We start from the raw sequence: 23571 nt of genomic DNA on the forward strand, positions 1-23571 counted from the left end.
CCAAAGAAATGCGCGATCCCAGACGATGCTGGTTCGATCACGCCCTTAACCCATATGGTTACGTAGTCATTTTATAGAAAAAAAAGCGGTTGCCAACCTCAAGATGTTGTGCGGCGCAGCACAAGGTCGTTCGGCAGCACAAACGTGTGCGGCGGAAGCTCCGGTGCCGCCATGCGCTGCTCCAGCCGCTCCACCACCTGCTCGACCATCACGGGCAGCGGCTGCTGCACGGTGCTCAGACTGATGCAATCCCATCGCGCCATCGGGATGTCGTCATATCCGACGATCCAGAGATCGTCGGGGACCTGCTTCCCGGTTCGCCTGGCAGCATCGAGGACACCGATCGCCACGATGTCGTTGGTGCAGAACACGGCGTCAAGCTCGGGGCGCTCGGCGAGCAATGTCTGCATCGCCCGCAGTCCATACTCGTAGCCGAAGTCGGTGGCATCGGCACGCACGAAAGCGCGGCTGTTGAACTGGCCGCCCAGCCCCTCGATGAACCCCCTCTCCCGCTCGCGAATCGTGCTCGCCTTGGAGCCCCGGCCCGAATCGGCGGAAATCAGCCCGATGCACCTCCGGCCCGCCGACAGGAAGTACTCGGCGACCCGCCGGCCGCCGGCATAGTTGTCGCTGACGATGGTGTCGAAGAGGTCCGTCCCCACCGAGCGGTTGATCAGGATGATCGGCTTCTCGGCGGCGACGCGGCTCAGCATCTCCCGGGATTCGTCCAGCGCGGCGGCGAAGATCACGCCGTCCGTCGCGCTTTCCGCAAGCGCGCGCACGGTCGCATCGTCCATCTTTCCGTCAACCTCCCAGACGGTGGTGCGAAAATCCCGGCTGGCGAGCCGCTCGACCAGGAGTTGCAGGAGCAGCGGGTACAGCGGATTCGACAGGCTGGCGACCACCACCGCGACGGTGCCGCTGCGGCGCGTCTTCATCTGCCGCGCGGCCGCGCTCGGCGAATATTCGTGGTCCTGGATCACCTTCAGGACGCGCGCCTTCGTCGCGGGCTTTACCGACGGCAGATCCTGCAGCACGCGGGACACGGTGGTCTGGGACACACCGGCCAGGCGAGCGATGTCGATACTGGTAAGCCTCTTGTTCATGTTGCGTGATTCGCGTCGCGATGTAGTCGGCGCCTGTGATTCTAATGGAACGCCGCGGGAACCAGTCCAAATGCGAAACTGGCGGCGCCGCGGCAACCGACTGGAGGAATTCCGACGGGCCCGAGGCGAGCGGATGCGGGTAACATTGGGCGACGTGATGCGCCCGATACAAGCCCCCGACACCGGCGCCCGATACCACCGCCCCGACTCATGGATTACTTCTCTGCCGTCCGCGCCTTTCTCCTCGCCGGCGATCTCCAGAGCTTCAGCAAGACCGCGCAGCAGATGTCGCTGAAGACATCGACCGTCTCCCGGTACGTGTCCGAGCTAGAGGCGGATCTCGGCATTGCCCTGTTCAATCGCTCCACGCGCGGCCTGGTGCTGACCGAGGGCGGGCGCGTGTTCCGCGAGCGCGCGATGGTGGCGATGGAAGCGATGGAGGAAGCCCGCAGCATGGCGTCGTCCCTGAACGCCTCGCCGCAAGGCATGCTGCGCGTCACCGTGCCCACGTCGTTCGGCCGCAAGCACGTGGTCAGACATCTGCCCGCCTTCATCGGGCAGTATCCCCGCATCAGCGTCGATCTCGTCTTCACGGATGACGTCATCAATCTTATCGACGAAGAGATCGATCTCGCATTGAGAATCGGCGTGCTGCCCGATTCCCGGCTGGTCGCGCGGCGGCTCGCTTCGCACCGGCGCATCGTCTGCGCGAGCCCGGCATACATCGCCGCGCATGGCGAGCCTTCGGAACCCGGCGACCTGACCCGGCACACGGCGCTGCGTTTTTCCCGCGCCCACGACGACAAGTGGACTCTCGCCCGTGCCGATGGCAAGACACCCAGGGAATGCGCGGTTCCGGTCGTCGGCCAGGTCAGGGCCGACGACACCGACGCCCTGATTGCCCTGGCGGTAGCCGGGTGCGGCATCGCGCTCCTGCCCGCATGGAGTATCGGCACGGAGCTCGCCCGCGGCGAGCTCGTTCACCTGCTCCCCGGCTGGCAGGCCGGAGCAGGCCAGCCCGCGCCGGCGATCTGGGCGGTCTATCCGCCCAAGAAGGTGGTTTCCTCCAAGGTGCGTGCTTTCGTGGACTTCTTCGCCGAGCGCTTGAAGGACGAAGACGAACACGCCCCGCCGAACGGCCGGGGCGGCAGCTAGCCAGCCCGCTCCCGCGGGACCGATGCACGATGCGGGCTTGCCGCGCGGCAGGCCCGTGCCTGTCGCTGGTGGCGCGTCGCTGCGCGCCGGGCCGCGCGCCCGGCCGGGCGGCGCATCAATGCGCGAATCGAATATCGAGCGCGCGCAGGTACGTCTGCAGCCCGGCATCCTGGATAGGGATCACGTAGCCGTTCTCGGACGACTCGTTGAAGTGCGCATGCCAGTATCCCGGCGGCGTGACGAACACCATGCCGGGCTCCCAGTCCACCCGCTGCGGGTTGCGGATATCGCCGTGGTCGTCCAGTTCCGTGCCCACCAGCGTATAGCAGCCCGGCTGGCATTCCGAGATGAAGTCCAGCGCGATCGACTGGTGGCGGTGCGGCTTCTGCATCGTCTTCGGCGCGACCACGCCGAACATCGCCCACATCGTATGGGTCACGGTGCGCGTCTGCGGGAAGTTGGCGTTGCCGAGCAGGATGCTCACGCGGTTGCGCTGGCCGGCGCCCGGCGCCTTCAACACCTTGCGCAACTCTTCCTCGGCACGGGTGGCCGGATAGAGGGTCGGGACGAAGCGCCGCACGGTCGCGCTCGCGCCAAGATAGGCGAGCAGCGGCGCGTCGTTGACGTAGTAAAGACGCGCCGTCGAATCGGCGGCCAGTTCCACGCGTTGTCCGCCCGGAAAGGTAAAGAAGTCGCCCTTGGAAAAGCACAGGCCCGTGCTGTCTTGCGACGCGATGCCGGCGCCGTCGACGACATAGAAGACGAGCGACGTTGCGTTCGGCTCAAGCGAAATCTTCTCGCCCGCCAGCACCCGCACGAAGTTCGCGCAGAGGCCGGGGCCCGTCGCCGGGCCCTCGCAGCCGAGCTCGGCCGCGAGGTCGAGCGGCACGACGCGGGTCGGCCCGCCGTCATACAGCGACGCCGGGAACGAGCGGTATGGCACGCGCGAAATGAGCTTCGCGCCGATCGGGTTGGCCGAGGACGTGTATTCGAAATACCGGGCGTCTTCGGTAGTCGCCGGCGCGTCGAGGTTCAAGGTAGAAGTTGCGGTACGGTCCAGCATGAGTAGCTCCCAAAAAAGGTCCGGGGAAACGACAACCGGCGTCCCCGGACAGTCCGCCGGCCATCGCCAGCGTCTGGTAGCCACTATAAGAATCCGCGCCCTTCGCCAGAAGCGCTCGTCGGGGAAATCACCTTTGCGGAGAACGGCATACCGGGCTGGAGACGGGATGAAGCTGGGCGGCGTTCCGGGAAGCTGGCGGATAGTCTGGCCGCACGGCTGCGCCAACGGGTGCCTGGAGGCAGGAAGCCGTCGTCGCGCTCGGGCCCGGCCAAAGCGATCTGCTTGCTCCGGACGGCTGCTTGGCGAGCAGCCGGACCCGTTCTCTCGCGCGCGTTCCGCCGTTCTCTCCTGGTTCGTGCGTCCCCATTGTCCAACTCAATATTGGTACGTCAGTTGGACGCCAGCCGTGACACCCGCTGTATGGAAAGCAGCAGGCTTGTACACGGGCGTGCCCAAGAACACGTCATACGAAGCCCCTCCGAGTTTCCGCGTTCCGATAGCGCCCCGCATGCCGATGACCGCGCCCGCCAGTTGCGTGCCAACCAGGCCCTGCGTGGAAGGTCCATGCACCCTACCGTAGTCCAACCCGACATAGAATGCTTGCCCGCTTCCACCGAGCGGCGCCTGCAGTTCGTTGCGCCAGTAGAACCCGCGTTCGCCCGCGAGCTGGTTTTCGCCATCGAAGCCACGCACGGTATAGCGACTGCCGATGGTCAAGTCATCGATGTAATAGAGTCGGTCGTTGGTGAACTGGCCGCGTAGCGTGGTCACATACCGGAACGGCTGGTCGGCCACCTTGAACGGCACGGACAGGTTGGCATCGAGCACCATCATGCGGAAGCGCCACGTCGGGCCATCGTCGGCGGCCAGCGCATCGGATTGTGCACCGAATGCGCCGATGCCCTGGCGGAATGCCAGCGTGGCGTCGAGCTGCGACTGGCCGAAGTAATGGCGATCCGTGAAGCCAAATTCCAGCATCGTGTTGTTCCGGTGCTGCTGCGGGATCTCCGTATCCTCGATGAAGCTCTTTCCGAAACGACGCGTCAGGCGCACCTGCATGCCGAACACATCGTTCTGGCCCCGGCTCAGCACGCGATGCAGCTTCAGGTCGACGGTCTCTGATTGCCCGCTGGAAACGAACGTCGTATTGACGCCGGCAATCTGCTGAAAGTAATTGCTGCTATAGGCGGACAGCGTGGCCGTCCAGTACCCCCACGGCACAGAATAGAAACCATTCCAGCCCCGCGTGCCGTGCGCCTTGTTGCTGAACATCAGATCCTGGTTGTAGCCGATGTTGAACATGTCGTTCAGGCCCAGGGGGTTGTCGATGCCGACGCTGAGGTTGCCCTGCCACTTTCCGGTGGAGCGCGAGCCCGAGTTATCGACCGAGGCCACCAGCGTCCAGGGCTTGTTGCGTTTCACCGCGATCACGACATCGCTGCGGCCCGGCACAGAGGTGGGCACGATCTGCATATCGACGTCCTGGCTCACCACGCGCTTCATCTGCTCGAGTCCCTGCTCAAGATCGCGCAGGTTCAGCAGCTCACCCCGGGAGGTCGGGAACGCGGTCTTCCACGTGCCCCAGATATCCGGCTCCGCAAAGCGAATTTCTCCGATCACCCCTGGAATCAACGCCAGTTTGAGCACACCGGAGGACAGGTCCTGCTGAGGCACCAGTACCCGCGTGGTGACATAACCCCTCGACAGGATCGTCTGCGATAGACCCTTGACCAGCATCTCCACGCCCTGCTGGCCGACACATTCGCCCTGATAGTGATTGAGCCATTGCAGCGCAAACGCAAACGGATCCATCGGCAGCGCCGACGCACCGCGCGCCTGAAGATCTGTGGGCAGATCCCGTGGGACTTCGAGCAAGAACTGGCTGATACGGAAGCACGGCGTCTCCGTCGGCAGCGCAGGAAACTCCGCGCGGGCAATCGCTTCGGCTCGGACCGTCGGCTTTTGCACGAGCGCGGCACGCTCGCGCGCTTCCTGCTGCTGGCGAGTGCGTTGATCTTGTTCGGCATTAGACAGCGCGGCGGCCTGTCCTGGGCTGGGTGGAACCTGAGCCATCACATGCGACGGGATACTCGAAAGACCCATCGCGAGTGATGCAGCAGTTGCAATGTGCAGCGGTTTGAAAGACATCGGAGTAATGAAGACCCGGCGGATGCCTTTGCACCCGCTCAAACAACGGAAAATGGATTTGATCAACAAGGAGCCAGGACGGATACGCTTCTCTAGAACGCGACGCAGGCGAAGCTGGCTTGTGGCGACTCAGTTGCCTTGGATATCTAAATTGCCCACCGCGGCTCCCACGCTTCTACAAATGCGCCAAGAAGGCGACACACTTGATCGTTCGAGTCAATCTCAAATCGTTTCGGCAAATGCAACACCACAGCATTGGACAAGCCAGCTACTTGGGGAATACATGCCGCATGAAATAGACACGAAAGAGACCGGCTCGCTGGTTCCTCCGTTCCAGGCGGATACGGAGTACCCCAGTTCCTCAATGACGTCGCCACCAACGTCTTTCTTATGCCTTCCTTTCGGCAGCAGGGCAACCAGTGAATCAAGGGAGCTTCCCGCAAGCCGATCAGCACTAAGTACCTACTTTCGGGAATCTCTCCTCTTTCGCCAACCAGTGAAGTCAGGCGACAAAGTCGCAACTTCACTCAAGAAGCGCTGAACTCTCGTGGCACAAGACTCCATGCCTTCTTTTCAAGTGCCCCAGTATGCGGCAGCAAGAAATGATTCGACTAGCGTGCATCGTCTCATGAAAGCGCGCCTGGGATGTGGGTATGCTACCGTTGCCAAGATGCACCGCCAGGACAGGCTGGTGAGAAGAACCACAGCCCTCCGTCCATTTCCGCGTCATTCGATGGGAATGCTTTCCGAAACAAATAAAGTTGCGCTTCAGCGCTGCACCGAAGACAAGCATGCGTCGTCAGATCCACCAAAATTATACGTTTTTCAGAAATTAACCTATTCAAAACCCAAAGAAAGCCATCGCGCCTTTCTTCAAATGACTGCAAACGGTGCGGCAAAAATTGGCTCCCGAACGGAGACGAAAAATAATCCCAGATGGAATCTAGCTCCATATCCTCGCATCCCTCCGCGATGAACTCATACTGAGCATTGGACAGCATCGACACACTCCTATTGGAACTTTATTTCCACGCGCGGCCGTAGATACCACGGATTGTATCGAAGAGTTGTTGATCACATCTACTGTCCATCTCGCCTGTGCCCCTGATGTACCAACTGCTGAACTCGAACGAAAGAGAACACGGTCGGCGTCGCGAGCGATCGGCAACCCCGTACCAAAATATTCTGACGACCTAACGCCTTGCTCTGACGAAGAGCAGTCAAAAATATCTCAGCACATTCGCGCACAGTGTGTTCCGTCTACATGTTTCGCGATAAGCGCCAATGCAGTGGCACGGTAGAATCGACACGCGGTGTCCAGAATGGGATAGACACTCTGCGGGAACATCCTTGATTCACGGCAGATGGCAACAAATAAATCAATCTACAGAGGATCAAACTTAGCCAAGTACGTATCTCTAACTGATCTTATATCGGTGACGAGGTCATCGTCGTCGAAAGGTTTGCCATCACCGCTTTGCGCCTCAAATCCTTTGACCGCCTTCTTAAGCTCGCAGAGTACATCCTGCGTGAAGGGGTCTTCATAATCCAAGGAGAGACTGACTTCCTTTGCGCAGACGAACAGCGCGACTAGCAAGTAAAGTCGCGAGAACTCCCCATTGGAGAATTCTCCTTCTATCTCATCGTAGGTATACGAAAACGATTGGTATGGGCGCAGGCCGTGCCCGCTAATAGCCGAACTAAATATTCCCCTTACCAAGTTGCACAAGGAAGAATAGGAGTCAGATGCATTCATTATTTCATGAATATATTTAGTTGAATGTTCGGATACATACTACGAAACTGCATGCAATGCGGGCTGGCGCGGCATCGCACCTACTAACCAAGTCGCCCACAAAACCCACAGGAAGCCTGGCGATCACAAGAGTCAAGCGTAATCGCTTACCCCATCGCAAGTGAGGCACGTGAATCTTAAGGCTGCGATCTTTGATGGACGCCTCTCTCATCATTGACCTCAAATCATTTTTTTGAATAGTTGTAGACCTCCGGAATCTTATAATCATCAGGAAAATCAGGCCAACCGAATCTACTATCTGAAGAAATCTTTATCAAATCCTCGCGAATATCATCGAAGAAATTCATCAGATCGTGAGTGGCTAATCGCACGTCCTGCAAGCCGGCGCGTGCAGCCAACAGGTCCCCCTGCTTAGTTGCCGCCTCATAAAGCTCAATGGCATCACAAATTCGCTGCATCTTCATCTCAAACCAATCGTCAAGATTTCGTTTCCAGTTTATATGCCAATTGAACTCGTCCCTAGCCTCATCATATCCATCCAGATCATCCTCTGTTATTCCTTTCGATTTTGCCAAATCTAATAATAGTGATTTAAAAATCTCAAAATTTCGCCTCACTTTATCACCCTCCCTTGACCTGATGTTGTTTTGGCCTCATTTATCGTCCCATCGAGATTGAGTGATGCCTTGAATTTTCCGTTTCTGTCGAAAACCTCAATATGATCTTTGTGCAACCCATCTAAATACAGCTGGTCCCCTCGCGAAATATTTTCCCCAATATCACTTGTCGCTTTATAAATACTCTGCCCTTGGTATTGCTGCGAGGTCTTTCGAACCGATTCGCTCAGTTCCGACCCAAATCCATCGCTGGAAAGGTACTGCTTCATATTCCCGACCGCACCTACATTCGGCGAGTACTTTCCTGTGGTGACGCCGAAGCCAGAAGCCGCTCCGATTCCAATGTCGGCAACCAGATCGGCCACAGCCGTTACATCAAGCGGGTCGTTTCCTGCCAATCGATTCGCATTGCCAATTGCGACACTGCGCATTCGATTCAAGCTGGCGTCGCCAAAGCGCAAATCAGTGTATTCTAGGCTTTCAGCCTCGGTCCAGTTGAGCGGCCCTTTGGCTTGCAGCTCAGCCATGCGCTGCCCCTGAGCCTGCTGTTCCTCTCGCAATCCTTGGGCGACCGAAAGGCACTCGGACTGGCTTGAGCAATTCTCTACGCTTGCCCGATTCTTCTCCCACTCCGCAGCATACTTAGCCTGCACCTGCTTCTTGCAGTCTGCGTCCTTACAGGCGGTCGTTGCTTCAGCGCGTTCCTTCTTCTGAGTGTGGTTGAGGTAGTTGTATTGCGTCCCCAGCCCCCCCGCTGCCCCCGCCGCCGCCGCATCCTGTATCGTACCGCCCACCGCAGCGCCAGCCCCCGCCGCCACGATGGTCCCCGCGATCTGCACCAGCGCCTTGCGGTCCTGCTCGGACAGTGTCTGCAAGTCCGGGTTATTCAGGATCTGCTGGCCCACCAGTTCGGCTGCCGCGGTGGCCACCGCGTCGCCAGCGGCTCCCGCCGCGAAGCTACCACCCATCGCTTGCGCCAGCAGGCCACCGATGACGGTATGGACCGCCACCTTCACTTCCGGCGGTTGATCCCGCGTCAACATGCCGACCTGGTCATACACCATCGGCGCCAGTTGCTGTGCCACCTGACTCTGCAACTGGTTCAGCTTCCGCTGATCCTTCACCTTCTGCGCATCAAAGATCTTGTCGATGCTCTGGTTGGCGTTGGCCGTGTCGCGATTCAGACTGGCAACGGTCTCGTCGGCGCTCTTGCCCGTCTTCGCCTGCTGGCCCGCGCTGTCGGTAATCTCGACAGAGCCAGCCGCAATCGCGCTCTTGGTGACGCCTGCGGCATTGCCGTCAATCGGCTTCTGCGCGTTGCCCGCCGCGGTGGCCGCGAGGCTGTTGGCCCCGCTTTGCAGCAGGTTCGCGTTGCCCGCCCAATCCACATGCGCCTGCTGCACCGGCCCAAGGTTCGGGTCGCTGGCCTGCACGCTCTTGCCGCCGCTGTAGCTCGCGACGAACGTGGTCGAATCGCTGCTGTACTCGGCTTTGTTCTCGATGTCGCTGGTGGTCAGTGTCCCGGTCTTGAGGTGGTTGTTGGCCAGGTCAGCCGTGCTCGCCAGGATGCCACCCTTCAGGTCGGTGTTGCCCTTCACGTCGACGTTGAACCCGCCCTGGCCCGCGTAGATACCGCTCTGTTCCTGCACCGAGCTATAGGTGCTGTCGGTATTGCCCTGCGTGACACTGCCGCTGGCATGTACCGTGGTGCCGTAGCAGAACGGCGGTACGCAGATGCTGGCCTGCACGCCCGACGACGATTCCTTGCTGTGGTACGTCTCGGTGTCCGGACGGCTCTCGATGTTCAGGTCCCGGCCCGCCGTGCCCTCCACGGTGTCGCCAATCAGTTGCGCGCCCTTGAGGCTGGTGTCCCGGCCGCTGACCACGGTCACCTTATCCGTGCCCACCACGTGCGCATTGTGGTTGGTCACCGCCTCGCCGTTGGCCTTGGCCTTGTTCTGGCTCGCGGCCAGCTCCAGCGTGAAGCCGTTCTGATCGCCCCCGAGGCCAAAACCCACGCCAATACTGGCATTGCTGCCCGAACTGCGGTTGTCCAGGCTGGAACGGTCCTGCGCGCTCTCCAGGTTCACGTCGCGCGCGGCGCTCAGGGTCACAGTCTTGCCCTCGATCTGCACGCCGCGCCCGCTGATGTCGCCATCGGTCGAGTAGCCCTCGGCGTCCTTCTGGCCGGAGCCGGAGCCGGTGGCGATGACGGTGACCGCGTTGCCTGCCTTGACGGTCGTGCCCTGGTTGGTGCTGGCCTGCATGTGCGATTCGCTGCTCTGGCTACCGCCGCCGATGCTCGCCGTCACCTTGACCGCGGCGGTCGGACTGGTACCGCCGCTGGTCACGGTCTGAACGCCTTGGATACCATTGGCAAGCGCCAGGCCCGCCTGCACCCCGTAGAGCGCCGCCACCCGGTCATCCTTGCCGTCTTCGATGGCCCGGGCCGCATTCTCGACGGCCTGTGCCGCCTGCACCGTGTAGCCCGATAGCGCGAGCGTCGAGCCATACTGGCTCACGCGATGACTTTCGTTCTGGCTGGCCGAGTCCGTGCCCGGATCAAGGATGACGTTCTTGCCGATCATCGTCACGTCATTGCCCGCCGCAATGTCCGCGCCGCGCGCCGTGATGTCGTCCCCGGCCACCATCGCCACGTTTCCGGTGTGACTGACCACCTGGCTGCGAATGGTGTTCTGCGTCGCCTGGTTGGTGTCGGTGTGGTGCGATTCGCTGCGCACCCCCACGGTGCCGGCATAGCCAGTGCCGCCCAGGTCGCCAATCTGTCGGCTGGAGCTGTCCGAACGCTGCGACAACGTGTCCTGCCCGGACAGGATGTCGATCTTGCCCTTGGCCGCCGACAGCGTCACGTCGCCCTCGCCAGCAATGCCGCTGCCCGCGATGGTGATGTCGCCCGTGCGCGCCTTCACGCCCACGGTGTTGCCGGTGATGACGCTTGCGTTCTGCTGGCTGCTGGCCAGATCGCCACTGGCATCGGCGCGCTGGCTGCCGTAGGGCACCATGCTCACGCCGCTGTTGTTGGGACCGCCCTCGATGTGCCGGCCAATATCGCCCAGGCTGGGCGTCGCGGTGCTGATCTTCCAGCCGCTGCTGGTGGCGCTGTTGGACTCGGTGTAGGTATCGGTGGAAGCCCGCAGCGCCACGTCGCGTGCGGCGTCCAGCACCGCGGCCTGGCCGGCGCTGATGGTGCTGCCCGAGACGAGAATGTTCCCGTCCAATGCGCGCCCGTTGGCATCGGTCTCGCCGTTGCCGGTGGCCCGCACGCGAACGTCGCCCGCGCCGCTCAGGCTGCTGCCGCTGCTGATAGTGGCCACGCTCGACGACTGGCTGCTGCTCTTGCTGTTGCTGAACGATATGGCGACCTGCGGCGTGGTACCGGCCGCGGCGCCAAGCTCGCTCAGCGTCTGCTTCGCGCGCGTCACACCGCTCGGGCTCTGCTGCGCATCCCGCAGATTGTTGGCCGTATCCAGCGGGGTGCCCACCAGCGCCACCGACAGGCCGCTCGACCGGCTGCTGGCGCTCGATTCCCGCGCGATGCGGTCGATGCCCTCGGCGATCGTCACGTTCTTCGTCAGGATGTCGATATGGCCGACATCCTCGTTGCCGCCCTTGCGGCCCGCGATCACGTCGCTGCCGATGACGGTGGCATCCTGGCCGGCCAGGATGGTCACGTTGCCATCGGTCGCCCCGACCGTCGAGCGCGCGTCGCTCTGCGTCACCGCCAGCACATGGCCGCTTGCGCTGCCGCCGCTGCTGCCCACCGACACGCCGATGCCGCCGGCTCCCGCGAAGGCGGACACGCCAGACTTCGATTCCTCGTGCGAGACGCTGGATTCCCGCACGTTCTGGCCCGCCGTGATCAGCACGTTGCCCTGGGTGGACTGGAGGTTCACTGCATCCGAGCCAATGACCGCACTCTGACGGATCGTGACGTCGTTGTTGGCCTTCAGCCCAACGCTATCGCCCGCGAGCGTGCTACCCACGCCCAGGTCCTCATGGCTGCTGCTCTGGTCGTGCGTGGAGCTGCGCGAAAGGAAACCGCTGCTGCGGGTGCGGCTCTCCGACGCGGCATCGTGTACCTCGCGGGCTTCGCTCACTGTCACGCCGTCCGTTGCCACAACCGCCAGCGTGCCGCCGCCCTTGCCGTCATTACCTGCGGACACGGCGCTACCCGTGATCGCGACGCTGCCCGACCCGGTCGTCGACGCCGCAGTAATGCCGTTCGCCGCGAGAGCCATGGCGGCCAGCGTGGATTGCCCCGCGCCGATCGAGACATTGCGGCCCGCCTGGACGTTGCTGCCCTGCACCGTTTCGTCATACGACGATTGGGTGTAGCTCGATTGCTGCCGGTTCGATTGCGCCGCTTCGCTGTGCGTATGCGCATCGGTCGCATTGACGATGGCAACGTTCTGCCCGGCAACCAGCGCCGCGTTGGCACCCGACTGGACGTTGGTGTTCGTCAGCGTCATGTCTCGGCCGGCGACGGCGGTGACGCTTTGGCCGGCCTGTATGGTACTGCCCTGATTGACGACGGTCTGGTCGTGCAGATAGTCCTGTCCGCCATGCGCGGTGGCATCCTGGGTGGTGCCCGTCGCCACGGTACCGAAGCGCATGTCCCGGCCCGCGCCCAGCGCGAGGTCGTTGCCGGCGCCGAGCGTGGCGCCCGTCGACGTCAGGTCGCGCCCGGCCATCACGGCCACATTGTTCGTCCCCGAGATCGACGCCACCGCGCCAATCCCGGTGGCGCTCGCGCTATTGCCGTTGGCAAGCACGGTGGTATTCGTGATCGTCTGCGATTCATTGACGACATCGCGACCGGCGGCGACCACCACATCCTGTCCGCCAATGCGGCCGCCCAGGTTGCGCACGTCCTGCGTTGCGCTCACCACGGTCGTACCCGTGCCTCCGATGCTGCCCCGATTGACGATATCGGTACCCACCACCTGCGTGGCGATGTCACCGACGATCGTTCCGCTGTTCTCCACGTTGCCGGCAGCATTGATTGACACGGCATTGCCGGCGACCAGCGCGCCCGTTGACTGCAGGTCCACGCCGTTGCCTTGTGCCAGATACACCTTCGGCACCAGCACCGATTGTGTCGTGCCATCGGGCAACGTCACGTCCTGCGACACCATCCACACCATATCGGTGGTGAGCTGGCGCATCTGCTCGTCGGTCAGGCCCACACCCGGCGTCAGGTTGAAGGTCTTGGCATAGGTGACGCCATTGTTCATCAGCGCCTTGTACTCTTCGAGCTGGTCGGTGTAGCCCGCCAGGAACGTCCTGCCCGTCAACTGCGTGACCTGATCGCGGATCAGCTTCTCCTCGTAGAAGCCATCGCCGAGGCGCTTCTGCGTCTTCTGCGGATCGAGCCCCAACGCGTTGAGCATATAGTCGCTGGAGATGAAGTTCGTGTACTGCGTGAAGCGCGGGTCCGTGGCGACGAGGTACGTGTCGCCCGGCGTCGTGCGGATGGTATAGAGGCCGTTGGTCGGCAGTTTCAGGTTCGGGATCCCGCCGCTGGCCGTCCCGAGCGTCTGCGCGGGCCGGGCTTGCCCGGTCACACCTGTCACCGTGCTAGCCCCGCCCGCACTGACCGCAGCCGCGCCGCCCGCGCTACCGGAGACGCCCGCCAGCTGCGTGCCGCTTGCACCTCCCCCCGTGACACTGCTACCGGTGACGGCCGCACCCACGGCATTGACCGATGCCACGGTCACGTTCTGGGCCGTGGTCTGCACCGTCTGATTGGCCGTGGCAATGGCGGGCAGCGCCATCACCGTAGTTGGCGCCTGCGGCTCGCCGGGGAGCGCCACAACTTGTATGTCCTGGCTGCCGCCGGTACGCTGGTGCCAGTAGAAAGTCGAGGTGTCCTCGGTCGTCACCGTTTGCTGAAGCACCGTACCGACATCCTGAACCCCGCCATTGGCTGCCACCCGGACCAGATTTCCGCCCGCCGCCATGGTCGAGGACTGGTTCAGGATATTGCCGCCATTGCTATTGATGCGGATGCTGCCGCCCGCCTGGATCTTCGCCGGATCAGTGGCGCTGACGAGCTGGTCCGTTGCCGTCATGGTGACGGTGGTGCGGGAGATCTCGTTGTAGTCGTGCCCGAAGTTCGCCTGCCGCACCAGATCCGGGCGGATATTGACGTTCGGGTCCCAGTCAGGCCAGAACGTAATGCTGTAGGTCGTACCGTTGTCCGTGATCGACTGGTAGTACTGTGTCGGATTGACTGTCAGCGGGCGCGTGCAGATCAGCGTACTCGGATCACAGTTCGCCCCCGTCGGCATGCCGTTGTATTCCTCGATCGGGGATTGCGTGAAGGACAGCGTCTGGCTGGTGGTGTTCAGGCTCGTCACCGTCGACTTGTCCACGGTCACCGTGACTGGCGCGCGCAGCGCGTTGGTTTGCGGTGTGCTGATCTGCGCGTTCTGCGCACTCCAGTTCCAGCCGGGGAAGGTGACGCTGGAATGCGAGTTCAGGTCGATGTCAATGAGTCCCGCTTGCCAGAGCGTGAGTGTCTGGACGGCAGTCTGCACGGGCGTGCCAGGCGTGGTCACGATGCTCGTTCGCGTGTTGCTGACCTGATTGGCGGCGATGTCGATATCGCCATCGGCCTCGATGTTGGCCGAGCGATTGATGAGCGTATTGACCTGGTTGGCCAGCAGTCCCGTGTTGGAGTCGCGCGTGCCATCACGGGCGATTTGCAGGTTGCCCGCGCTGTAGAGCGTAGCCCCCTCGAGGTTCTGGACGGAGTTGGTCGCGTAGAGCTTCAGGTTCTGGACCGCCGCCATCAGCGCCGCCGCACCATTGTTGACGATGTCCGTTCCCTGTGCCTGGACGTTGTTGCCGATCACCGTGCCGGTGTTGACCACCGTCGGGCTGCCGATCAGGACTGCATCACCCTCGATGCGTCCGGTATTCGACACGATGTTGCTGGCCGTGACGGTGGTATTGGCAGAGTTGATATCGGCGCCGGCTGCGTTTACCACATTGGCCCCGGAGACAGTCAGGGCGCCTGCCGCCGCCAAGGTCGCGGTATTGGCGAGCGTGCCGCTGGCGGCGACCCGCATATCCCTGTTGGCGCGCAGCAGATTGCTCGCATCGTTGGTGTAATCCCCGGCCACGTTCAGCGTCAGGTCGCGCCCGGCGATCATTGTCCCGCTGCCGGACACGGCACCGCCCACGACGACATCCTGGTTCGCCTTCACCGCGCCGCCCAGGTTGGACAGGGATGCCACATTGAGCTTGACGTCCGTGCTACCCAATACCTGGCCACCGGCGTTGTTGAACGTCGCGCCAGCCTGGTTGAGCGTCAGGCCCTGGCCATATAGCGTGCCACCACGATTGTCGAGCTGCGACGTGATGTTCAGGGCGAGTGCGCCACCTGCCGCCACCAGCCCACCCGCGGCGCCATCGGTGTTGTTGGCCAGCGCCTGCGCACCGATGGTGACATCACCGTTGCCGCCGAGCTTGCCCGCGGTGTTGGTGAATGCATTCGTCGCCGTCACGGTCGTCACGCCATCGCCGGCGTTGACCAGCAGGCCCCGAGTATTGTCAACGCTGGTGGCCGAGATGTTGACCTCCCCATGAAGGCCATTGGCCGCCAGCTTGCCGCCCTGGTTGACCACGGCCCCGGTCGCGACCGCGGCGAGGTTGCCGGCGGTCTGTGCCGAGCCGGCGGTATTGTCCACGGTGCCACCGCTGGCTAGTGTGAGTCCGGTCTGGCCGTATATGCTGCCTTGCCGGTTGCCGAGATTGCCGCTCGTGATTGCAGTCGCCGTACCCTGGGCGGTGATCGTGCCCTGACTGTTGTCGAGCGTCGTGGCCTGCGCCTGCAGGCTACCGTTGGTCTGGATCGCGCCCGCGGCATTGGCGAGGGTTCCCTGGCTTGCCACTGCCAGCGTACCGGTGCCCGCGTGCGCCACCGACCCGCTGTCATTGACCAGGGTGCCGGCGCCAATGGTCAAATTGGCGCCATTGGCCGCGATGATGCCGCCCGTATTGTCGAGCTTGGCGCCGGCGGTAACGATTGTGTCATTCTGACCGTACTGCTTGATCGTGCCCCCACGGTTGGACAGGTCTCCTGCGGTCGAGACGTTGACGCTGTCGCCATCGAGCCAGCCATCTGTGTTGTCCAGGGAAGCCGCGCCCAGCGTCGTGGTCGCCGCCGAGATGAAACCGCCACGATTGCTCGTTGTCCCGGTGCTGGCCAACGACAGCACCCCACCGGCGGTCAAGCTGCCGGTGTCGTTGGCGATGGTTTGAGCGTTGAGGGTTGCGTCATCCCGGGCGGATATCACCCCCTGATTGACGATGGATGTGCCTGCATTCAGCGCCAGCGCGCCATTGCCGCCAATGAGCCCCGCCGCAGATGTTGCACCGGGTGCATTCAGGATCTGCTGCCGCGCCGTGACCTGGGTCAGGCCATCGCCCGCATTGGCGATGCGTCCGCCGGTGTTGTCAACGCTTGCGGCCGACACGGACAACGCTCCATCCGCACTGGCGGACTCGATGCGCCCGCCCGCGTTGGTCAGTGCGCCCGCAGCTTGCAGGGTGAGTCCATCGCCCGCATGCAGGGTCGCGCTGGTATTGTCCACCGCGCCTTGTACCGTGAGCGCCAGCGCCTTCTGAGCCGATACGGTGCCGCCGGCGCCGTCAAGCGATCCGAGCTGTGCGGTCAGCGCGCCGTTGGTCTGGATGACACCGCCCGCGTTGATGACTGGACCTTGACTGGCCATCGCCAGCGTCCCTGCACCGGCGTGGGAGACCTGGCCACCGTCGTTGGTCAGGCTGCCCGCATTGACCGTCAGGTTCTGGCCATTGGCGGCAATGGTGCCTCCCGTGTTGTCCAGCTTGCCGCCTGCGGTGATGGTGGTATCGGCCTGACCGTACTGCTTCAGGCTGCCGCCCTGGTTGATCAGGTCGCCCGTCGCCTGGATGGCAAGCTGACCGCCTTCGATCTGGCCAGCAGTATTGTCGAGCGACTGGGCGGCGACAGCGACGCTGCTCCCCGATACCACGCCTTGACGGCTGCTCATGCCGCCAGCGGCGGTTGCCGTGAGCGCGCCACCCGCGCTGAGCGTCCCGGTGTCGTTGTTGAGCGAGGCGGCATGCACCGTGGCATCGCCCTGCGCGTTGACCTGGCCGTGATTGATCAGGTCACTAGCGGTCAATCGCAGGTTCCCGTTGCCGCCAATGACGCCGCCTTGGGCGCCGCTGGCGGTGGTGCCAGCCGTATTGATGAGCATGCCGGCCGTCTGGATCGACAGGCCATCCGCATTGAGCGACACCATGCGCCCGGCCGTGTTGTCCACCGATGCGGCCGTGGCCGTGAGCGCACCGCCCGCCTGGACCGTGCCCTGCATATTGTTGACTGCGCCCGCCGATTGAATCGTCGTGGCGCCCTGCGACACGATCTGGCCACCCTGGTTGGACAGGCTGCCGGCGCTCAGGCTGGTGGCCGCGCCACTGGACATCTGGCCCCGGTCGTTGACGAGCGCCCCCTGCGCATTGACGACCAGGGCCGCGCCCGCGGCAGCCGTCGCCCCCGTCAGATCGAGATTGCCGGCGCTTGCGGTGAGGCCCAGATTGCCATTTGTCGCGGTCTGGCTGCCTGCCAGGCTGACACTGGCGCCCTGGATTGTGGCGTTCCCGCTTGCCAGGTTCCGGCCTGTGGCAGACACGGCCCCGGTTGCGCTCACCGTCAGGTCGGCTGCCGGGCCCGGCGTGCCATCCGGGTTCAAACCAGCCGCGAGTGTGCCCGTCGATGCCACACTCTGCGCTTGGATGCCAAGCGACTGTTGCGCCGCCAGCGTGCCACCGTTGGAGAATGCGCCGTCGGTGCGAAGCGAGGCAGCACCGGCCGAATACGTCGTGCCGCTATTGTCGATGCCGTCGCGTGCCGAGACCGCGAGATTGCCGATGGTGTTCGTCTGGCCGGCCAGTACGAGCTTGCCTTGCGCGGTCAGCGTCAGCTCGCCGGCCTGCGCCGCCAGCACACCCCGATTCGAGACCCCGACACCAAGCTCCGTTGACGCCAGCAGGATCTTGTTGGCGTACATGCCGCCCAGCTCGCTCACGTCGATGCCGACCGCCGGGGCCGGTCCGTTGCCAGCGATCGCGCCAGCTGACAGCGCGTTGTAGTCGACCTGGTTCGCGCCGGCCACCACGTTGAGCCTGTTCGCATAGATCGCGGCATTGGCCTTGACCGCACGCGCGATCAGGTCCACCTGGTCGGTGCTCGCAGCATTGAGGCCGGCGCCCTCGACGCTGATCTGGCCGCCGGTCACACGGAAGGCATCCAGGCTGCCACTGCCGCCGTAGACGGGCGTGCCGGTGGTCAGCGTCACGCGGCTGGTGTTGATGAAGCCTGCGCCGTCGACCAGCAGTCCGTTTGGATTGGCAATCACCACATCGGCCCGTCCCCCGGCCACTTCGAGGTAGCCGCGCAGCTGGCTCGGTGACGTGCTGTTGACCTGGTTGACGATGATCCGTGCCGAGCCCCCAGGCAGCAGATTGGGGTTGCCGTTGATGTAGCCAGCCTGCTGCGTGGTTGTGATCACCGGCGAGTTGTTGAGGATCGCCCCGGGCCGGTTGACGTCGAACTGCGTGTAGTGGTTCACCGACACCCCTGCCGAGGAGGGCCGCGTGATATTGACCTGCGGGAGACCATTGGCGGTCTGGATCACGCCCGGGCGATTGGCGCCGGCGTTCGGGTCGGCCACGATCTGTGCGCCGGCCACCATCGGCAGTCCCATGCAGGCCCACACCGCAAGCTGGATCGCCGGGATACCAATCCGGGTTGCGCCGGAGTTCGTCTTCGCTGTTCCTCCCGCCGGCGAGGCGGCGGCCCTGCCGGTCCCCGTGCTGCAAGCGGTTTCCGCCACGGCCATGAGCATGGCGCGTGTGCGATTGAAGACAATGCGGTAACAAAGACGATTCATGGCAACCCGGGAAGCTGGCGTGTCTAGCGGCAACGCGCTGAGATCCGCAGCAACCTAGGGGCAAACACCGTCCTACCGCGCGCAACTACAGCTGTAACCTTTTGTAACAACAAAAAACTGCGCGCAGCTTAATGTACGGTACAAAGCGCTGATACCCCCCTTTATAACTAGGTGAACTCTGATAATCCTCACAGATTTGTTGCGCCCGCAACCGAGATCGCCCGCACTGCCGCGCCGGATAAGGAAAGTGAATGGATTTGATCCAGGAGCGATGCATCCCATAGCCCCCCTGCCGCCCTGATCTGAAAATCTCTTAAATCAGATTTTTACATAACTTATAAAGCCTAAAAAATTATCTTTAAAGGGCTATTAGTAATGAGTTGCACAAGCATAAGCAGGGCGTCAGCATCGGCATTCCCGGCAATAAGGCCGAAAAAAGCGAGCGTTTCGCGGAAACCTATATTCCTGCTAATGGATCATCACCGCAGTGACAAGAAGCGCGCGCGCACAAAGATTTCGGATCATCGTAGAAGATACGTGGCGTAAGCCGGTCACGAAGCCATTCCCAAAGATGCGCCAACGGCTGCCGAGTCATTACGCGCACGAGAAAGACCCGAATCATCCCCCCGGCGGCGCGCACGACCCGCGCAGGACCAGCTCCGTCGGAATCTGGATGCGGATCCGGTCAGGCGGCACCTCGCCCTTCAACTGCCGCAGCAGTATGCGCGCGGCTTCGTTGCCGAGCGCGTGGGCGTCATAGCGGATCACGGAGACTGGCGGGGTGGCCAGTTGGGCGAGTTCGCTGTCGTTCGAGGCGATCAGCGAAATATCCTCGGGAATGCGGCGATTGCTGATGCGGATGGCCGGGAGCACGCCGGACAGCAGCGGCATGCCGAGCACGATCGCCGCGGTGGGCGGCTCCGGCAGGCTCAGCAGCATCTGCATTTCCCGGTATGCGTATTCGGTCGAGAAGCTGTCGAGCCGCAGCAGTTGCGGATCCACGGCCAGGCCGGCCTGGTCGTGGGCCTGCTGCAAACCCAGCAGGCGGTCGCGCGCCACGCGCGTGCCGCTGCCGCCGGTGATCATGGCGATGCGGCGGTGCCCCAGGCTGATCAGGTATTCGGCGGCGCGCCGGGTGCCGCTGAGGTGATCGGCGCCGACGGCATTGACCGGGGCGTCGAGTTCGCGCTCGAGCAGCACCACGGGCAGGTTGCCGGAGCGGATGTTGGCCAGCACCTTGCCGTTGGATTCGTCCTGCACCGCGAAGATGACGCCGTCGGCGCCACGTTGCCGGAACAGGTCGAGCAGCGCGAGTTCGCGCTCGCTGCTGCCGTCGCTGCTGGCCACCATGATCATGTAGCCGTGTTCGCTGAGGATGCCTTCGGCACCCTTGACCATCGCCGAATAGATCGGGTTGCGGATGTCGGAGAAGATGAAGCCGATCATGCGCGCGGACACGCCCCGCATGCTCTGCGCCGCCACGCTGGGCTTCCATCCCAGTTCGTCGATGGCGGCCTGGACGCGCACGCGCACGTCCTCCGCCACGGTAGGCACCCCGTTCGCCACGCGCGAGACGGTCGCTATCGCGACGCCCGCCGCGCGGGCGACGTCATGGACAGTCACGCGCTTGGTCAAATCGGCTTCCGGATCAGAATCAAAAGGCTTCTTGGAACAGATTCCGGAAATCGGCAAGGGTCGTCTTCCGGGGATTCCAGCGATTATAGTTGGCCTGCACGCACAACTCCGCCATCCCCTCCAGCTTGTCCCCGGTCACGCCCGCGTCGCGCAGGCGGCGCGGGATGCCAAGGTCCGCGCAAAGCGCCTCGATGGCTTCCACCGCCATGCGCGCGGCGTCGAGCACCGGCAGCCCTTGCACGGGCCGTCCCATTGCGGCCGCCACCTTCGCATACTTGGCGGGATTGGCGATCAGGTTGAAGCGCGCCACCGCCGGCAGGCACAGCGCATTGGACAACCCGTGCGACAGGTGGAACTCCGCACCGACGAAACGCGCCATGCAGTGCACGTTCCCCAGGCCGGTCTGCCCGAACGTGATGCCGGCCAGCGCCGAGCCACACAGCATGTTGGTGGCGGCCTCCAGGTTCTCCCGGTCGGCCACGAACTGGCGGATGTTCCCCGCCAGCAGTTCGATCGCCTGGATATTGATGGCGTCGGTGATCAGGTTGGACTGGCGCGAGATGTACGACTCGAACGCATGGACGAAGGCATCGATGCCGGAGTGCGCCGCCACGTGGCCCGGCACGGTGCGCAGCGCCAGCGGATCGAGGATCGCGAATGCCGCCGGGTTGAGCGCGGCATGGCGGATCGACATCTTGAGGTTCTTTTCCGTATCCGTGATGACGCAGGAGCCCGATACCTCCGAGCCCGTGCCCGCCGTGGTCGGAATCGCGATCAGCGGCGGCGGCGCGATCGAGAATGCCTCGATGCCCTCGTAGTCATGGATGCGGCCGCCGTTGGCGAGCACGATGCCGACCGCCTTGGCCACGTCGATGGTGCTGCCGCCGCCGATGGCGATGATGGCCGTGGCCTCGTGCGCGCGGCAGACCTCCAGCGCGCGCGCCACGGTATGCGCGCTCGGGTCGGGTTCGATCTCCGAGTAGGTGGCGATGGCCACGCCCTCGCGCTCCAGCAGCGCGGCCACGCGCCCGTAGAAATCGCTGGCGAGCAGCGCGGCATCCACCGCGATGAACACGCGCTTGCAGCCACGATCGCGCACGATGGTGGCGATTTTTTCATGGGACCCGGCGCCCATGTAGATGCGAGTCGGGCAAAAGAAGGTGGAGATATCGGTAATGGACATGAAAAGATAGTCGAATCGACAGGGAATCGATGGGGATCGATCAGTCGGCCGCGGAGAAGCCAGCGGCGATGGTCGTCCAGCGCTTGGTTTCCGCATGCACGAACGTGGTCAGCGCGGCCGGCGCCATGCCGCCCGGCTCCGCCGCCATGCCTTGCAGCGTGCTTTGCATGGCGGGATCCTTCATGCTGGCCACCACGGCCTGGTAGATGCGGTCGCGGATCGGCGCGGCCAGGTTGCGCGGCGCGGCGAGGCTGTACCACGTGCTCATCTGATAGCCCGGCACGCCGGATTCGCTCAGCGTCGGCACGTTCGGCAGGAAGCGCGTGCGCTGCGCGGTGGTCACCGCCAGCGCCTTGATGTTGCCGCCGGCAAGCTGGGCGTTGGCCGAGGCGGCGGAATCGAGCGCGAAGGTCACGCGGCCGCCGATGATGTCGGTCATCATCGGCGAGGCGCCCTTGTACGGTACGTGCACGGCATCGAACGACGCCTGCTTCTTCAGCAGCTCGGCGGACAGGTGCTGCGTGGTGCCGATGCCGGCCGAGCCGTAAGTCGCCTCGGCGTGATGCTCCTTCATGTAGGCAATCAGTTCCTTGACGTTGTTGACCGGCAGCGACTTGCGCACGATCAGCACGTTCGGCACGACCGCGACGGTCGTGATCTGCGTCATGTCCTTTTCGAAGTCGTAGGGCAGGTTCTTGTAGAGCGCCGGCGCCGCCGCGTGGCCCACGTTCGCCAGCAGCAGCGTGTAGCCGTCGGGCTGCGCGCGCGCCACCATCGCGGCGCCGAGCGTGCCGCCCGCGCCGGGGCGGTTGTCCACCATCACCGCTTGTCCGAGTTCGCGCTGCAACTGCGCCGCGATCGCACGCGCCACGATGTCGGTGGTGCCGCCGGGCGTGAACGGCGCCACGATGGTGATGGGCTTGGTCGGCCAGTCGGCGGCGACGGCCGGACTTGCCGCGACACCTGCCGCAGCGGCCAGCGCAACGAATGCGCCTGCCGTGCGCGCGATCTTCTTGAGGGAATGCATCATGGTCTGTCTCCAGAATTTCTTATGTTTCGGCCTGTGGCCGGGGATGCTAATCGAGTGTGACGTTGAGCCCGGACAGCAGCGTGCGCCAGGTGGCCACCGAGCCGGCCAGCAGCTCGGCCGCGCCTTCCGGCGTCTGCTGGCGCTCGGCCGGCACTTCCACGCCGGCCGGCGCGAGCCGCGCCTGGGTCTGCGGGTCGCGCACCGCGCTGCGCAGTGCCTTGTTGAGTCGCGCCACCACCGGGGCCGGCGTGCCCTTCGGCGCGAGGACCATGTTCCAGATGTCGTAGTTCAGGTCCTTGATGCCCGACTCGCCGGCGGCCGGCACGTCGGGCAGCGCACTGATCCGCCTGGGGCGCAGCACGACGACGCCCTTGACCATGCCCGACTTGATGAAGCTGGTGGACGTGGTGGTGCTGTCCACCAGGTAGTCGATGTGGCCGGCGGCCACATCGTTGAGCGCCAGGCCCGCGCCGCGGTAGTTGGCGATATTGACGTTGACGCCAAGCCTGGCATTCACCAGCACGCTGCCAAGGAACGAGCCGGAGCCCACGCCGGCCGCGCCCGCGTTCATCTTGCCGGCGTTCTGGCGCGCGTAGGCGGCGAACTGATCGAGACCCGTCGCCGGAAAATCCTTGCGCGCCGTGATGACCTGCGGCGCGTCGCCGACCGAGGCGAGCGGGATCAGGTCTTTCAGCACGTTGTAGGACAGCGACTTGTACAGCGTGGCGTTGGCGGCCAGCGTGCCAACATTGCCGATCACCAGCGTGTAGCCGTCCGGCGCGGCGCGTACCGCGCGGGCCGTGCCGAGCGTGCCGCCCGCGCCGGGCAGGTTCTCGACGACCACGGGCTGGCCGAGATCGCGCGCCATGCCCTCGGCGATGACGCGCCCGAGAATGTCGGTGGGCCCGCCC

Annotated in this window: 11 protein-coding genes; 1 reads left to right on the plus strand and 10 read right to left on the minus strand. The window is 63.7% G+C overall.

Annotated features, from left to right (window positions below; genetic code table 11):
- Positions 1-98: 98 nt before the first annotated feature.
- Positions 99-1106 (minus strand): LacI family DNA-binding transcriptional regulator, encoded by a 1008-nt coding sequence (locus K206_RS0101610; protein ID WP_020200658.1) that lies wholly within the window; start codon positions 1104-1106, stop codon positions 99-101.
- Between the two features lie 210 nt (positions 1107-1316).
- Here K206_RS0101610 and K206_RS0101615 point away from each other — a divergent pair, with 210 nt between their 5' ends.
- The gene (locus K206_RS0101615) at positions 1317-2261 is read left to right on the plus strand and encodes a LysR family transcriptional regulator (protein WP_020200659.1); all 945 of its coding nucleotides are present in this window, start codon (positions 1317-1319) and stop codon (positions 2259-2261) included.
- A 115-nt stretch (positions 2262-2376) separates the two neighbouring features.
- Here the strand turns inward: K206_RS0101615 and K206_RS0101620 are convergent, their stop codons facing one another.
- The 9 genes from K206_RS0101620 to K206_RS37305 all read right to left on the minus strand — a co-directional run.
- Positions 2377-3324, minus strand: a complete 948-nt coding sequence (locus K206_RS0101620) for a cupin (RefSeq protein WP_029043109.1) — start codon at positions 3322-3324, stop codon at positions 2377-2379.
- A gap of 375 nt (positions 3325-3699) precedes the next feature.
- A complete protein-coding gene (locus tag K206_RS0101625) occupies positions 3700-5397 on the minus strand; it encodes a ShlB/FhaC/HecB family hemolysin secretion/activation protein (protein ID WP_369796856.1) in 1698 nt (565 codons plus the stop codon).
- A gap of 731 nt (positions 5398-6128) precedes the next feature.
- Positions 6129-6473 carry a DUF596 domain-containing protein gene (locus K206_RS42530; protein ID WP_155887905.1) on the minus strand — a complete coding sequence of 115 codons (345 nt, stop codon included), beginning with the start codon at positions 6471-6473 and terminating at the stop codon, positions 6129-6131.
- Between the two features lie 979 nt (positions 6474-7452).
- Complete coding sequence (locus tag K206_RS42535) at positions 7453-7845, minus strand: hypothetical protein (protein WP_155887906.1); 393 nt, start codon at positions 7843-7845, stop codon at positions 7453-7455.
- The gene (locus K206_RS0101630; protein WP_196812828.1) at positions 7842-18767 is read right to left on the minus strand and encodes a hemagglutinin repeat-containing protein; all 10926 of its coding nucleotides are present in this window, start codon (positions 18765-18767) and stop codon (positions 7842-7844) included. The genes K206_RS42535 and K206_RS0101630 overlap by 4 nt, the downstream gene beginning before the upstream one ends.
- Before the next feature lie 663 nt (positions 18768-19430).
- Positions 19431-20447, minus strand: coding sequence for a substrate-binding domain-containing protein (locus K206_RS0101640; protein ID WP_020200664.1), 1017 nt, complete (start codon positions 20445-20447; stop codon positions 19431-19433).
- 19 nt (positions 20448-20466) lie between these two features.
- Positions 20467-21630, minus strand: a complete 1164-nt coding sequence (locus K206_RS0101645; RefSeq protein ID WP_043365039.1) for an iron-containing alcohol dehydrogenase — start codon at positions 21628-21630, stop codon at positions 20467-20469.
- Positions 21631-21670: 40 nt separating this feature from the next.
- The gene (locus K206_RS0101650; protein ID WP_020200666.1) at positions 21671-22660 is read right to left on the minus strand and encodes a tripartite tricarboxylate transporter substrate binding protein; all 990 of its coding nucleotides are present in this window, start codon (positions 22658-22660) and stop codon (positions 21671-21673) included.
- 46 nt (positions 22661-22706) lie between these two features.
- Positions 22707-23571: tripartite tricarboxylate transporter substrate-binding protein (locus K206_RS37305; protein WP_020200667.1), on the minus strand; the 865-nt coding region annotated here is incomplete at its 5' end.

This window comes from Cupriavidus sp. WS, from assembly GCF_000395345.1.
Lineage (GTDB): Bacteria > Pseudomonadota > Gammaproteobacteria > Burkholderiales > Burkholderiaceae > Cupriavidus > Cupriavidus basilensis_B.

What these genes read in the sequence shown, in the direction of transcription:
- K206_RS0101610 (WP_020200658.1), bottom strand. Translation starts at nt 1,106, where the DNA reads ATGAACAAGAGGCTTACCAGTATCGACATCGCTCGCCTGGCCGGTGTG.
- K206_RS0101615 (WP_020200659.1), top strand. Translation starts at nt 1,317, where the DNA reads ATGGATTACTTCTCTGCCGTCCGCGCCTTTCTCCTCGCCGGCGATCTC.
- K206_RS0101620 (WP_029043109.1), bottom strand. Translation starts at nt 3,324, where the DNA reads ATGCTGGACCGTACCGCAACTTCTACCTTGAACCTCGACGCGCCGGCG.
- K206_RS0101625 (WP_369796856.1), bottom strand. Translation starts at nt 5,397, where the DNA reads ATGGCTCAGGTTCCACCCAGCCCAGGACAGGCCGCCGCGCTGTCTAAT.
- K206_RS42530 (WP_155887905.1), bottom strand. Translation starts at nt 6,473, where the DNA reads ATGCTGTCCAATGCTCAGTATGAGTTCATCGCGGAGGGATGCGAGGAT.
- K206_RS0101630 (WP_196812828.1), bottom strand. Translation starts at nt 18,767, where the DNA reads ATGCTCATGGCCGTGGCGGAAACCGCTTGCAGCACGGGGACCGGCAGG.
- K206_RS0101645 (WP_043365039.1), bottom strand. Translation starts at nt 21,630, where the DNA reads ATGTCCATTACCGATATCTCCACCTTCTTTTGCCCGACTCGCATCTAC.
- K206_RS0101650 (WP_020200666.1), bottom strand. Translation starts at nt 22,660, where the DNA reads ATGATGCATTCCCTCAAGAAGATCGCGCGCACGGCAGGCGCATTCGTT.